The organism is Streptomyces rhizoryzae (genome assembly GCF_023155275.1).
Lineage (GTDB): Bacteria > Actinomycetota > Actinomycetes > Streptomycetales > Streptomycetaceae > Streptomyces > Streptomyces rhizoryzae.
This window is the reverse complement of sequence record NZ_JALMUV010000050.1, coordinates 15,981-28,387: the sequence shown is the minus strand read 5'-3', so window position 1 is coordinate 28,387 and position 12,407 is coordinate 15,981. Positions and strand designations below refer to the sequence as shown.

16 protein-coding genes are annotated in these 12,407 nt (G+C 66.9%); 1 reads left to right on the top strand and 15 read right to left on the bottom strand.

All coding sequences use genetic code 11. The features are described 5' to 3' along the window. Positions 1–31 precede the first annotated feature (31 nt). The 12 genes from MUU72_RS29860 to MUU72_RS29805 form a co-directional block, all read right to left on the bottom strand. The gene (locus tag MUU72_RS29860) at positions 32–187 is read right to left on the bottom strand and encodes a hypothetical protein (protein ID WP_248016544.1); all 156 of its coding nucleotides are present in this window, start codon (positions 185–187) and stop codon (positions 32–34) included. Next, positions 187–399 (bottom strand): hypothetical protein, encoded by a 213-nt coding sequence (locus MUU72_RS29855; protein ID WP_248016543.1) that lies wholly within the window; start codon positions 397–399, stop codon positions 187–189. The genes MUU72_RS29860 and MUU72_RS29855 overlap by 1 nt, the downstream gene beginning before the upstream one ends. Continuing rightward, a complete protein-coding gene (locus MUU72_RS29850; RefSeq protein ID WP_248016542.1) occupies positions 399–1,052 on the bottom strand; it encodes a hypothetical protein in 654 nt (217 codons plus the stop codon). Before MUU72_RS29850 ends, MUU72_RS29855 begins: the two co-directional genes overlap by 1 nt. Before the next feature lie 71 nt (positions 1,053–1,123). Then, positions 1,124–1,552: a hypothetical protein gene (locus MUU72_RS29845; RefSeq protein WP_248016541.1), complete on the bottom strand. Its 429-nt coding sequence runs from the start codon at positions 1,550–1,552 to the stop codon at positions 1,124–1,126. A gap of 101 nt (positions 1,553–1,653) precedes the next feature. Further along, positions 1,654–2,631, bottom strand: coding sequence for a helix-turn-helix domain-containing protein (locus MUU72_RS29840; RefSeq protein ID WP_248016540.1), 978 nt, complete (start codon positions 2,629–2,631; stop codon positions 1,654–1,656). 90 nt (positions 2,632–2,721) lie between these two features. Beyond that, a complete protein-coding gene (locus MUU72_RS29835) occupies positions 2,722–3,852 on the bottom strand; it encodes a PD-(D/E)XK nuclease family protein (RefSeq protein ID WP_248016539.1) in 1,131 nt (376 codons plus the stop codon). 31 nt (positions 3,853–3,883) lie between these two features. Beyond that, positions 3,884–4,975: an AAA family ATPase gene (locus MUU72_RS29830; protein WP_248016538.1), complete on the bottom strand. Its 1,092-nt coding sequence runs from the start codon at positions 4,973–4,975 to the stop codon at positions 3,884–3,886. A 23-nt stretch (positions 4,976–4,998) separates the two neighbouring features. Next, positions 4,999–5,343: a hypothetical protein gene (locus MUU72_RS29825; protein WP_248016537.1), complete on the bottom strand. Its 345-nt coding sequence runs from the start codon at positions 5,341–5,343 to the stop codon at positions 4,999–5,001. Positions 5,344–5,560: 217 nt separating this feature from the next. Continuing rightward, positions 5,561–6,148 carry a hypothetical protein gene (locus MUU72_RS29820; RefSeq protein ID WP_248016536.1) on the bottom strand — a complete coding sequence of 196 codons (588 nt, stop codon included), beginning with the start codon at positions 6,146–6,148 and terminating at the stop codon, positions 5,561–5,563. Between the two features lie 161 nt (positions 6,149–6,309). Continuing rightward, entirely contained in the window at positions 6,310–6,564 is a 255-nt protein-coding gene (locus MUU72_RS29815; protein ID WP_248016535.1) for a hypothetical protein, read from the bottom strand. A 26-nt stretch (positions 6,565–6,590) separates the two neighbouring features. After that, positions 6,591–7,436 carry a peptidoglycan-binding protein gene (locus tag MUU72_RS29810; protein ID WP_248016534.1) on the bottom strand — a complete coding sequence of 282 codons (846 nt, stop codon included), beginning with the start codon at positions 7,434–7,436 and terminating at the stop codon, positions 6,591–6,593. A 36-nt stretch (positions 7,437–7,472) separates the two neighbouring features. Next, on the bottom strand, positions 7,473–7,796 hold the full coding sequence (locus MUU72_RS29805; protein WP_248016533.1) for a hypothetical protein: 324 nt from the start codon (positions 7,794–7,796) through the stop codon (positions 7,473–7,475). Between the two features lie 186 nt (positions 7,797–7,982). Here MUU72_RS29805 and MUU72_RS29800 point away from each other — a divergent pair, with 186 nt between their 5' ends. Continuing rightward, complete coding sequence (locus MUU72_RS29800; RefSeq protein ID WP_248016532.1) at positions 7,983–8,600, top strand: hypothetical protein; 618 nt, start codon at positions 7,983–7,985, stop codon at positions 8,598–8,600. A 189-nt stretch (positions 8,601–8,789) separates the two neighbouring features. On the opposite strand, the gene MUU72_RS29795 is transcribed toward MUU72_RS29800, so the two are convergent. The 3 genes from MUU72_RS29795 to MUU72_RS29785 are packed head-to-tail and all read right to left on the bottom strand — an operon-like array spanning position 8,790 to position 12,393. After that, positions 8,790–10,373 carry a hypothetical protein gene (locus tag MUU72_RS29795; protein WP_248016531.1) on the bottom strand — a complete coding sequence of 528 codons (1,584 nt, stop codon included), beginning with the start codon at positions 10,371–10,373 and terminating at the stop codon, positions 8,790–8,792. Positions 10,374–10,375: 2 nt separating this feature from the next. Next, on the bottom strand, positions 10,376–11,446 hold the full coding sequence (locus MUU72_RS29790) for a hypothetical protein (protein ID WP_248016530.1): 1,071 nt from the start codon (positions 11,444–11,446) through the stop codon (positions 10,376–10,378). Positions 11,447–11,463: 17 nt separating this feature from the next. Beyond that, positions 11,464–12,393: a hypothetical protein gene (locus MUU72_RS29785; RefSeq protein ID WP_248016529.1), complete on the bottom strand. Its 930-nt coding sequence runs from the start codon at positions 12,391–12,393 to the stop codon at positions 11,464–11,466. Positions 12,394–12,407 lie beyond the last annotated feature (14 nt).

The window sequence follows — 12,407 nt, the reverse complement described above, 5'->3', positions numbered from 1 at the left end:
CCGGCCCGGCCAGTGCCGGGCCGGGCAGGGTTCAGCGGTGGGCGGCGTGGCGGTGGTGCTGTTGGCCGCAGGTGGTGCTCCGGGGGAGCCGGTTGCGGGCCTCCCAGCGGAGTTCGCCGACGACGAGCGCGGTGAGGCCGACCGCGACGACGACGGCGAACGCGAGGAGCGCGTGCATCGTGGTCATCACTTCGCCGCCTCGCCGTTGGCCTGGCAGGGCTGCATGAGCTGCAGGCAGGCAACCAGCACGCCCTGGGCGTCGTTGGTCTTGAGGGCGTTGTCCAGTGCGGCCTGGGCCTGGGATCGCTCCTCGTCGTTGTGCGGGTGCGCGATCAGACAAGTGCACGGGCGCTTGGCGGGCTGAGGTGGATGCGGCCGTGCCGGTTCGGCGCCGGGCATCAGGCGGTGACCTGGCCGACGTGCGCGAGGAAGACGGTGGCGATTTCGCCTTCCCGCTCCCACACGGTGAGGGGCCATACGGTCCCGCCCTGCTCGTGGATGCACCTCCACCCACGCTGCATCAGGTCGTGGGTGGCGTAGCCGTACTCCTTGACGGCCACGTGGCGGTCATCGAAGGGGCCCTGAACCAGCTCCGACAAGGGACGGTGTTTCGCCGAGACACCCTGAATCTGCACCGAGAGCAGGTCGATGAGTCGGACGGCCAAACCTCGCTCCGCGACGAAGGCTGCGACGGCCTGGATGAGGGGCACGACGTTGTTGCCGTACCGGGAGTCCTCGCCGTCCTCGGTGGAGTCGTAGACGAGCTCGTCGATGGTCGGGTTGTCCTGGTGCGCGCGCCGCACCTGGTAGCCCTGGACGTCCGTGGGGTCGAAAGGCAGTCCCTCGACCGAGGAGACCCACAGGTGCGACCCGTCGGTGAGCTCCGCGGTGATGCTGAACATGCCGCCGCTGATCTCGACGTCGGTGGAGAGCGGGATGCGCCGCAGTGCGGTGATGAGCGGTTCGTATGCCTGCCACAGCTTCCGCCACAGCGGGTGGTTGATGTTGCTGTGGGTCGGGAACGGGGCGGTCTGCGCGAGGTCAGTGCTCACGGGTTTTCTCCAAGAGGTCCAGTGGTACCCAACTCTACAGAGTTGGGATCTAAATTGCGCGCGGAACATGGTCAGCAGAGAGGGGGCTTCCGGCGCGCCTCCCGCACCCCTCGTGCCGCTGCAGTCAGGACCGCCAGCTCCTCGGCGCGGCGCCGGGCCGCCTCGCAGATCTGACCGGCCTGATGAGCGAGGCTACGCGCCTGCATGAGGGCGTGATGATTGACGCGGGGATCGAGGTGGGTTTCAGCGCCACCGATCTCGTCAAGCACTTCCTGGACGATCTCATCACGCATGTGCTCGACGTAACCGAGCCCATCCAGGTTGCGTTCACACTCGGCCTGATCCTTGAGCTCTGCGATCTGGATCAGCACGTCTCCAACCCCTTCGGGATCCTCGCGATAGAGGTCCGCCAGGAGGCGGATCAGCTCGCGGGCGGCGACGCTGCCATCGAGCACGAGAACACCCTCGCGTTCGCGGCGCAGGGCGGGCAAATAGGGCACGTCACTCCTTCCGTTAGAGGGAGGTTCCCCCTCTTTCTGGTTCTATTCTATATGCACTACTGGAGAATGTCCAAATTTTCAGCGTATTTTCTTTTCACCACCTAACTGCGGTTCTGTCTGCGCGACTTGGACTCACGCGCCGCCTCACGTGCAGCCCGGCGGGCAGCTTCAACCACCTCCAAGGTCTCCTCGACACGCCGTCGGCGTCTGGCTGCACCGTCGTGCCACTCATCCCAGAAGCGCCCGTTCGCCTCGTGCTCCGCAGCTTTGGACTCCTGGCCCTGCCTCGCCCGTTCGGCGCGCGGATTGGTGCCGCACCCACGACAAGAGGCTGCAAGGCGCCCACGGTGCCGCGGACAGTCCCTCTCCGGCGCCGCCGCGCTCGCTCCAGGTCTGTCCGCCACAGCGGGAGCGGGCTCCCCTACGGCGTCAGCCGTGGGGGTAGGGGGGAAAGGAAGGTCAGAGGAAGAACCAGGAAAGGAAGGGGTTCCACCGATGGAACCCAGTGGGTTCCCCTCGTGGAACTCATCGGGTTCCACCGGCGGAACCCTGCTCTCCGGCTCCTCCGGGTTCCCCCCGTGGAACCCTTCCTCTCCTGGGTTCCCCGCGTGGAACCCAGGTTCGACGTGGGCGTTGTCGGCTTCCTGCTGGCGTGCGGCCTCGCGGGCCTCGATGTCCTGGTACGTCATCGCGGGCCTCGCCGGCGCCGCGCGCTTCACTCCGCTGCGGGCCTTGCGAGGGTTCTTGGGGGCCTCCTTGCGGGCCTCAGCAGCCGCCTTGAGTTCGGGCGTCGTCGGGGTGGGCGGCACGCCGAGCGGGAACACACGGTAGACGGCGGTACGACCGGCCTTGCCGGTCTCTACGCGTTCAACGAGCCCCTTGGCTATCAGCTCGGTCACCAGGGTGATGGCCCGCTTGTCGGTCACGCCGACCCAGGCGGCAAGGCGCGTCAGGCCGGGCCGCGCGATGCGTGTCTCGTCGTCGGCGCTGTCGGCGATCTTCATGAGGGCGAGCTTCTGACTCTGGCTGAGCACGTCGGGCGGCAGATACGCCGCGGCGATCATGAGTTGGATGGACACGGTTCCCCTTGGCGGTACAGGCACAGCAGCAGGATGGGAGGCCCCGCCCGCGGTTCACGGGCGGGGCTGAGGAAGCAGGAGGGGACCGGATCAGGCCGGCGCAACGCTGATGACCGCAGGCGTCGTCCTGCCGGTCTTCCGCCGGGGAATGGCGAGCCCCGCCGCCTTGAGGTTCTTGACCATGCGATCCGCGTCCGGCTTCATCGGGACGGGGATGCCTGCCACCTCGTGGAGGTCGACCATCGCCTCCACATCGTCCGCCTCCTCGTCGTTCCCGCCGCGCCAACTGAGCCTGTTGGGCCCGTAGATGCCAGCCGGGGAGCGATCGAGCTTCTTGCGTGCAAACTTCTTGATCCGATCGCCCTCGCTGGCGAGCTCGTGACCCTTCACGTACTCGATCAGCGCCTGCTCACGGTCGGCGTCGTGGTGGATGAGCGCCGTCTGCTCCGGCACCCCGGGCGCGGTCCCCGGCCAGCACACGGACCGGAACGGGCAGTAGTCGCAGATGGCGTCGAGTCCCGGCCCGTTGAAGTCGCGAGGCATCTCCTCGGGGTCCCGGGTATCCCGTACGCGCTCCACCCACCACTGCGCCTCGGCCGCACGCTGGGGATCGAAGTCGATCTCCTGGATGTGCTCGGCACCGCTGTCGCGGTTGATGAAGCGGAAGCGAATACGCTTGATCTCCAGCGGCCCCAAGCGGGCCAGGTACCGCTGGCCCGGAACGTCCTCGAACCCGACGTCGTACAGCGCGCCCGCGTACAGGTGCACCTGCCGCAGCTCTGCAGCCGTGGCTCCGTACCGCAGAACGCGGTCCCACATGTACGTGGACTTCGTCTTGACGTCCTCCACGGTGAGCGCGTCGGCGGGTATGACGGGCCGGTGCCGCGCAGGCAGGCAGGCGGCCGTCGCCGCGTCGAGCTGAACGACGTCGACGTGGCCCCTGATCAAGTCGTCCTGGACGCTGCGCTCGACCAGCCACCCGTACTCGGTGCGCGCGGACTCCAGCAGGCCGGCGTGGATGTACGTGCCGAGGATCGCGGTGCGCTTGTCGGCCTGGTCGGTCGGGGTGACGCCGTGGAGGATGTAGGCGGCGCGTCGGCCGCACACGGTGTCGGATGCGCCGAGCTGGGTCTGCAGCGACCGGGGACGGCGGGCGTCAACGTCGTGCGCGGCGTTCCAGATGGAGGGTGCGACGCCATCAACGATGGTGGCTACGGACATGCGGGGACTCCAAGAGGTGCGTGCGGGCCGGTCACTGCTCGGCGTCCGCGTCCTGCTCTGCGGCCTTCCGCTGGGCGGCGGCGCGGAGCTTGTCGGCGTCGGTCAGAGGGCCCTCGCCCATCTCCGAGCGCGGATTGTCCAGTTCGGCAGCCCGCTGCTCGGCGGCGGCCCGGACGGTGGCGATCTCCTCACGGCTGAGCCGGTTGGCCGGGTCCGGGACGGACCGCCACAGCGCGCCGAGGGCGTCCTTGTCCTTCAGCTCCGCGATCCGCGTCAGCCACGGCTGCACCAGGTCGCCGGCGAGCGCGGGCATGATGCGGGGCTGGGACTCGACGGAGCAGCCGAGCTTGTTGAACACCAGGTCCTCGATGCTGAAGTCCCTCAGCGTGAGCGGCCTTTTCTGCTCGACGCGCATCCGCAGGGACCGGACCTTGATGACCTGCGGGTCGGCGTTGCGCTTCATCCGGACCCAGCAGGTGGAGTCGAAGCCCAGATCCTTCTGGGCGGAGACCTTCCACTCGTTCCGGTTCGGGATCGGCTGGCCGTTGTCGTCGGTGGCGCTGACCTGCTTGCCTCGGGCCAGGACGATGGCGATGCCGGGGAGGGTGCGCAACAGATAGATGATCCTGTTCCACCGCTCCAAGGCGTCGTTCCATAGGTTCCGGCCGATGTCGTACGCGGCGTCGGGGTCCTCCTGAAGCAGCGCCCGGTTCTTGCGCGTTCGGCGGCCCCGCTCGTACGTCCAGTTGGTCAGCATCCGCCACAGGGCCGAACCGGAGTCGATGGTGAGGACAACCGGAGGTTCCCCGGCCGCCGCAGCACGCCGGGCTTCGGCGTGGACGGCCTCGACCTGTTCGAGGATGTCCCGGTAGGTTCCGTCGTGCTCGATGATCAGGTAGTTCGCGCCTTCGATGGCCGCGTACTCGTCGGCCGACCCTTCGTCGAGGTCGATCCAGTACATCTGGCCGATGCGCTCGCTGCTGGAGAACTGGGCTGCCGAGTAGGTCTTGCCGGCGCCTTCCTCTCCTTCGATGAGGAGCAGCGGCCAGGGGACGATGCCGGTCGGCTTGCGGGTCTTGAGTTTGATGGCGGGCGCCTTGGTGGCGCCCGCTGGTGCGTTCACGATCTGGCTCCAAGAGGTCGTGGTCAGTCCGTACGCAAGGCGCGGACCTCGAAAAGTGCTCTCCACTCCGGGTGTTCGGCCAGCAGCAGCCGGACGTACCGGGAGCGGTAGTCGTTGTTCAGCGCGAACTCGTCGCCGCGGGTCGCCGCGCCGTACTGGTAGCGCAGGAGCTCGAAGAGCATCCCGATGCCGATGCGGCTGAACCCCTGCTTGATGCAGTCGGCGGTCATCCGCGCCAGCGACCTGAGCACCCAGGGGTTGAGGGCGTGGAACGCCTCGAACCGCTGCTGGATGGTCAGCCCGCCGGCATCGGCGGGGTGGCGAACGGGCTGGATGGTGCCGAACAACGGCGGCTGGTCGATCAGCAAGGCTCTCCCCCTCAGATAGAACCTCGACACATGGAGTGTTGGAATCTATCTTTGCCGAAGAGAATTGTCGATCGACAGCCACACCGGCCACCCAACGGGCGGCCCCCTGGAGCATCCCATCTCACCACCAAGCGAATAGAGGTGCACCCGAACGGGTACGCTTCTATTCTATATGCAGTAGTGGCGCGGATCAAGCACAAGTCACGTACGGCGCTGGCTAGTTGGAAGCTTTGCGGGCTGCCTTGCCGCGCGGCACGATCCTGGCTCCGGGACCGTCGTACGTGCCGTCGCGCAGCGCGGCCAGGACTTCTTCATCGAGCGCCCAGGCCACACCGCGGGCGCCGGCCTGAAGCGCGGGTGCATCTTCCACCACCGGCTCAAGGAGCCAGATCGGCGATCCGGAGAGGGTGTAGTCCGGGGGGCGGAAGCGGCCCGTGCTGACCGCTTTCCGCAGCAGCGCCGCGTCGGACAGCCGGAAAAGAGCCGTCAGCTCGGCCTGCCCGACCAGCGGCGGGAGCTGACTGACCTCCCCGACCCAGTACCCGGGATCCTGCTCCTTGATCAACCGGTCGAGCTCCGCCTCGTTGAGGTGCTTCACGCGCGGGGTGGACTGTCCGAAGTCCTTCACGAATTTCAGCAACCAGTAGGGCGACCCACTGATGATCTTCGCGTACCGGTAGTCGAGCGTGTGGTCACGGCTGATCCACTGACTGACCTGGAGCCGCTTCACACCGTAGAGCGCAGCGAACTCCGCCCCGCCGGCCAGGTATGGCTTTCTCGCCACTTCCCGCTCGTCCCCTGCCACTCCTGGCCTCCTGATCGCCCTACGTGCGCACATAGATTGTAACCAGCGCGGGAGAGGGGTTCGAAGACTCCGGAGATCGAGTAGTGTGGGTGCTTCCAAGAGGTCGAAGGCCCCCGTCGCGAGACGGGGGCCTTCTTCCTGTTCACACAGCGCCGATCGGATCAGGTCTTCGGCAGCGGAACCCGCGGGGCCTCGTACCTGGGCGGGCGGGCGTAGCCGAGCAGCCACCCGAAGCGGGGTGACAGGTGCTCCTCGGCGAAGCGGAACACGCCGTAGTAGACGAAGATCACGATCGGCGTGAGCACTCCGGTGACGGCGGTCGGGTCGAGGTCGAGGCCATGCCGCAGGGCCACTGCGACGAGCCAGCCGACCACGGCCGGCACGCCGGTGCGCAGGAGGGATGCGTACAGGTTCATCGTGTGGGTCCTTTCAGGTGCGGGGTTCAGGCGAAGAGACGGGCCCAGGTCTGCGGGCCGGGGTAGCCGTCGGCATCGGAACCGCTCCAGTTCTGTGCGATTTGGAAGGCCCGGACGTTCAGACGGTCCGCCTCCCCCCAGTCGCGCGACGGGCCGACGCGGTAGTGCTTGCCGAAACCGCGCCGAACGAGCTGCTGCCCGAGGAGGAGGATCGAGGCGTTCGACTTGCCGGGCCCGAAGGCGCCGCGGCCGGGAAACGGCGGCGGTCCCGGCTTGGGCCCCGGAGTCGTGGTGGGCCAGGTCGGCATCGGTCCGGGGTCGTTGTGCTCGTTCTCGGGCACCTGGCTGTGACCGTAGTGCCCGCCAGCGGTCTCCCACGTGTGCTCGTCGCGGTTCGCGCTCCACGTAGGCAAACCCATCGGCCAGACGTCGGGCACGCCCCAGCTCCGGGCCCAGGCCAGGATCGCGTCCAGTCCCTTGGCAGGGGTGTCCCGCACGGTTGCGTACGACTTCCCGTTGACGCGGCAGTAGGGGAAGAACAGCGTCTCCACCTGGAGGCACAGCCGACCCGTGCGGTTCGTCCGTGTGCCGCCGGCGGTGTCGACTACGGACTTGGCACGGCTGTTGGCCGGGTAGAACTGGGCGGACCTCCCGGTGAACGGGTCCCACAGCAGGTGCGGAGCCGCTCCGCTGCCCGCGCCGGTGAAGTACCGCACGAGTTGGTCGAACGGGACGAGGTCGGCGGGCTTTGCGGCCGTGCCGTTCTTGTCCCAGGTGATGTGCCAGATCACGCGCGGGGCGTACTGGGTGTCGGTGGGTGCGGTATCGCTGAGCGGGTGCCGCTCGGCTCCGGGCAGCCACAGGTCAGGCATGGCGCGTTCCAGTTCTCCCCCGCGCCTGCTGCGAGCTTACAGTCCGAGCTTGCCGATCACGATCGCGACGATCACCCCGACGACAACCGGCGCGACGAGGGCCGTAAGCGCCAATCGGCGGACGGACCGGGCCTCTTGACGCTCCTCGTCACGCTCACGCTGAATGGCCGCGACGTCGTCCTCGACGGCCTTGATTCTCAGCTCGTCGGTGCGCCGGTCGGCCTCGTACTGGATCTTTGTCACCATCTCGGCGAGCCTGGCCCCGAGCGCGGCAAAGTCGGAGCGCAGGTCGTCGCGCATCTGCTGCATGGCCCGCAGCAGCTCCCACGGAGTGGGGTCCTGGCCCTGCGGCTCGGTCACGGCGTCGTCCTCCATCGCGGCCCCGCACCGTACTCCGAAGTCTAGTCTCCGACGTGACGTCTCCAACGTGCATGTTGATGGGGTCACCACGCAGCCTGCCCCGCACTCTGAAAGAAAACCTCGGCGAAACCGCAAATGTTGCTCAACCCGAAGCTAGACGAGTCGGCCCACGGGAAGGATTGCAGCATGTCACTGCCTACCATCGCCATCATCGTCTCCTCGGCAAGTGCACTATTCACCGCTTGCAGCATGCTTATCGCCTACGCCACGTACAGGAGAGCAAAACCGCTCGCAAGAATCAAAGGAGTGAGAGTGCTTCATTCCCCCGGTTCCTCTGATTCCGAAGACACGGTATCTTTCATCCTTTTCAATCACGGTCAAAACTCAACAAAGGTAACCTCGATGAGAATTTACCTGAGCGAGCGCGGCCGTCGGCGATTCCTGGCACCCACGGAGGCTTTCCCAAGTAGGCCCGTAAAAGCAATTCGACACGCCAATCCGGTAGAAGATGAGCCACTTGGGGAAGTTGAGCCTTTCGGCGCAGCTCCGTGCATCTGCGACATCGAATGGATCGAAGGCGAGTCACCTTGGCGTGGAGAGAAATTCACTCATTTCAGGTTGGTGGCGCAGCTCTCCAATGGCTTGCATGTGTACGGGCCATGGCACAATAGGAAAAACCGCTGGGCCGTGTGGGCCGACGGCCTTGAGAGCAAAGATCAGGCGCGCCAACTGAGCTTCGATGACCTGGTGCGCCAACAAGAGCAGCGGTCTACAGGAGAGATCACTAGGCAGGGGCACCCATAGGAGTCCGCAGGTCTGAGACCTGCCCGCACTGCCCGCACTGGCCTCGATAAAGAGGAGGCTCAAGGTTTTCGAAGTAGACGCCTTCGAAAGGGACCCCTTCGGCAGGGCAGCCCCGGGTTCTGCAGGTGGCGATGAGCGTTACGCACGGCCATTCGGACACTTCAGTGGGGTACGGATTGGTCATTTCGATCAGCTCCCGATGATCAGGTACCAGACGCTCGTGGTTGCGGTTGTGGACCGATTGATCCATACCGTCAGGCCGTTCGCGGTGACGTTAGTCGCGGTGCACTCCGCCACTGAGCCAGGCACCGAGGCATTCGCCGTGACGAACGCGCGGAACACTGTCCCCGCGACACTCAGTCCACTGACTGTGACAGATGTGGGCGTATTAGCCGTGGGGGTGATCGACACAGCGCCAGACACGATGTTCGGGGCCCGCAGGACGCCTCCGCTGAAGGTCATCTGCCGCGTGCCACTGTTCCACGTGATCCCGGTTCCCTTGAGCACCATGGAATGGGAGCCCCCGCCCACGTTGCCGCCGCGGGAGCCGTAGAGCGTGAGTTCAGAGTCGCCGTTCGGACCGCCGTTCTTCACGGTGATGTGGGCGTAGCCATCCAGTTGGTCGGAGGGCTCCAACCTCACCAGGCCCATGCCGTTCAGTTCCGGCGAGCGAAGTGTCACATCCGCCCTGGAGCTGGCCACCGCTGGGGACTCCAATACGACTTCCGGCTGCAGCCAGTTGCCCATGTCCAGCACGCTGGCACGCACTCGTCCGGGTGCCGTCTCCGACGAGGATCCGGAGTAGATCTCCAGCGCGGGTTCGGAGTCCGAAGACGGGTTGAGGACGATCCGCCGACCGCTGTCCGCCGTGCGGATGGTTGCGCCGGTGACGACCTTGCCGTTGATGGCGCCGGCGTCGAGTTTGTCCGCAGTGATGGCGCCTGCCTTGATGTGGGTGGCGTCGATGGCACCGGCAGCGATCTTCGCCGCCGTGATTGCGTTGGTGGCAACCTTGTCAGCGGTAACGGCGAGCGCGCTCAACTTGTCGGTCGTGACCGCGAGGGCCGCGATTTTCTCGGCGGTCACGCTTGAGGCGAACAGCTTGTCCGTTGTGACCGCCCCTGCCAGGAGCTTGGGTGTGGTGATGGCGTCATCGGCGATCGCACTGGTATTGACCGCGCCGAGCGCGAGCGCCGCGCTGGTCACGGCGTCGCGGGCCAGCTTGGTTTCGCTGATGATCCCGTCCAGAACTTCCTGCGCGATGACTGGGGCTGGGCCCACGGGCCCGGCCTGGGCAGATGGAGCTGACGCGGCCCCTGAGGTGTTTCGCACCAACAGGCGCACGTAGAGCGGCTGGTCGGCCGGGATCGTCAGCGTGCCTCCGCGCGGGGAGTCGAGCGTGCCGCAGAGAGTGGCCGCGCTCGGCGTGAAGCTGTCAAGACCGGCCGCGTGGACCTCGATCCTGGCGAAGTCCAGCGGTGCGGCCACCGAGTCAACGAAGTTCCCATCCCATGCTGCGGCCACGCCACCGAGGACCGAGTTGACGGTGGGGGGAGCCGGTGTGGGCGGCGGGGGGCCGTTGACGATGTTGATGCCGGTGGTACCGTCCGGCTGCTGGCCGATCACCGCACGCAGGGACCCGTCCTGGTCGAAGACGTTGATCGCGCCGTCCTCGATGGAGGAGTAGGCGAGCTGGGCCGTACGAGCTGTGCTGGCCAGGCGCCGTTCGACCGCTGCCAGGCGGGCCGCCAGGTTGGCAATCTGGTTGGTCATGGTCAGGCTCCATAGGTATAGCGGTCTGCCCGCACCAGCTGCACAGTGACCTGTTCCGGTTCGTCGTCGGACGGCGGCCTCAAGCTCCACCCCGTGATGCGCGCCCAGCCGTCGTACTGGGTCCATTCGTCGTTCAGGCGCACGCGCACGTCGTCGCCGATCTGGAACGAGCCGATACGGGCCGCCGGGTGGTCGCGCAGAACGACCTCGGTGACCTCTCCGATGACCGACCGGCTCACCCGCTCGGTGCGGGCGCGCGCGGCGAGTCGGTCGTTGGCCTTCTCGTTGGGCACTTCAAGGACCTGCTCCAGGCGCAGGCGGCCGTTCCGGGCGGCGTCCACAGCTCGGCGTCGGGACCGGCCTTCCCCGGCGCCGAGTCCAACGACGACCTGGGCGTAGTTGTCGGCGTCGTACTCCACCGGCACGGTGGTGATGACGTTGATGCCCGAGGTGAAGCTGATGTCTTGCCGCCGCGTCCCCAGGCGCGGCCAACCGATCCGGATGCGCCGCGTCGGAGCGTTGCCGGACCAGGCGACGGTCTCGCTCCACTCCGGACCGCCGGCCACGGCCACCATGTCATCGACCACCGTGTTGAGGGGCGGCGCCTCCCACCACGCTGTGGAATAGGGCTCGGCCGGCGTGCCGACCTTCGCCGCGGACGTCGTCGCGTCAACCGTGACGTCGAGGTCTCCATCTGGTTGGGCCTGGCAGTAGGCCCAGGCATCGCGAATCACCTGGCACGGGTCAGCGTTCACCCACGGCCCGCGGCCGTCGAGGTTGCCGTGGAGGTCGTGCCGCTTGGTGAGGTAGGAGCCGAAGCCGGCCGCCTCCAGCCGCACCTTCTGTCCCTCGGGCTCCGCGCGCCAGATGACGCCGCCCCACATCAGGGTGTGGTCTCGCTCGGCGAACAGCAGCGTGGTTCCGGCATCGACGTGGGCGGTCGTGAGGTTGGCCAACCGCGGCTCGATGACACCGGTGAAGCTGCCCGGCCCGCATAGCTCCGGGCCGAACTCGACATCGGTGAGCGGCAGATCCCAGGCGAGGACGGTGCCGGTGAGAGCGTGCAGGGTCAAGTATCGGTACGCCATCGTCAGATGACGCCCTCGTTGAACTCCACGTCGCACACCAGAGACGTCGAGCCGTCTACCCCGAGGTTTCCGGTCTCGCTCTTAGACATGAAAGTTTGCACGTAAAGGACCTGGTTGGTGCCCCGCATCGAGGACGTCACACTGATGTTGTCGGCCAGGACGATGGTGGATCGGCGGACGCCCTTGCCCTGGTCGTCATCGATCGCGGTGTTCTGCCCCTGCACCGTTCCGATCACCTGCTGCATCTGCGCGTAAACGTCCGCGCTATCCATGCGCAGTCCCGCCATCGTCGTCACGGCCTTGACGTCGACGGCCCAGTCGGGCACGGCGATCGTCCAGCGCGCGGCTGTCGGCCACGTGTACCACTTGTTGTCCTGGTAGGTGAGGCGGGACAAGCTGCCCGGGAAGGCTGTGTAGAGGCGCCGGTCCCTTCTGGGGTTCGCGATGCGGCGCAGGTCCTTGATCATCGCGTCAGTGATCGTCGCGGTGTTCGGCGGGATGTCCAGCCGAGCGAGCGGGATGGCGGTCATGCCCATCGGCACCGTCGTGGTGGTCGCGGACACGTTGGGGATCACCTGGAAGTAGCCGATGTCGTCCTTCGCCGGGTCCCGGGTGCCTTCGTACTCAGGGTCCTCGATCCGCTGCACCAGCAGGTCGGACCGGCCCGAGGCGCCGGTCGGCGCAACGGGCACGATAGCGTCACCAACGTTGTACTGCGTGTACGAGCCCTGGCCCCACGAGGCGCCGCGTATCACCGAGGACCCGTCTCCGACGCGCACGGCGGAGCCCGGCGTGGAAAGCTGCCGCACCTTGAGGTCGTTGGCTTCGGTCACGCCCTGCGAACCACGGGCGAGGTCTCTGACCATCATGCGGAACGCTCGGGCGGGGTGGGTGCCGCCGTGCGTGAGCATGGGTGGCTGGACGAGGGTCACAGCGGGTTCTCCTT

Coding starts and splice junctions, on each gene's coding strand:
- MUU72_RS29860 (WP_248016544.1), bottom strand. CDS start 187: ATGACCACGATGCACGCGCTCCTCGCGTTCGCCGTCGTCGTCGCGGTC.
- MUU72_RS29795 (WP_248016531.1), bottom strand. CDS start 10,373: ATGACCAACCAGATTGCCAACCTGGCGGCCCGCCTGGCAGCGGTCGAA.
- MUU72_RS29800 (WP_248016532.1), top strand. CDS start 7,983: ATGTCACTGCCTACCATCGCCATCATCGTCTCCTCGGCAAGTGCACTA.
- MUU72_RS29810 (WP_248016534.1), bottom strand. CDS start 7,436: ATGCCTGACCTGTGGCTGCCCGGAGCCGAGCGGCACCCGCTCAGCGAT.
- MUU72_RS29855 (WP_248016543.1), bottom strand. CDS start 399: ATGCCCGGCGCCGAACCGGCACGGCCGCATCCACCTCAGCCCGCCAAG.
- MUU72_RS29835 (WP_248016539.1), bottom strand. CDS start 3,852: ATGTCCGTAGCCACCATCGTTGATGGCGTCGCACCCTCCATCTGGAAC.
- MUU72_RS29815 (WP_248016535.1), bottom strand. CDS start 6,564: ATGAACCTGTACGCATCCCTCCTGCGCACCGGCGTGCCGGCCGTGGTC.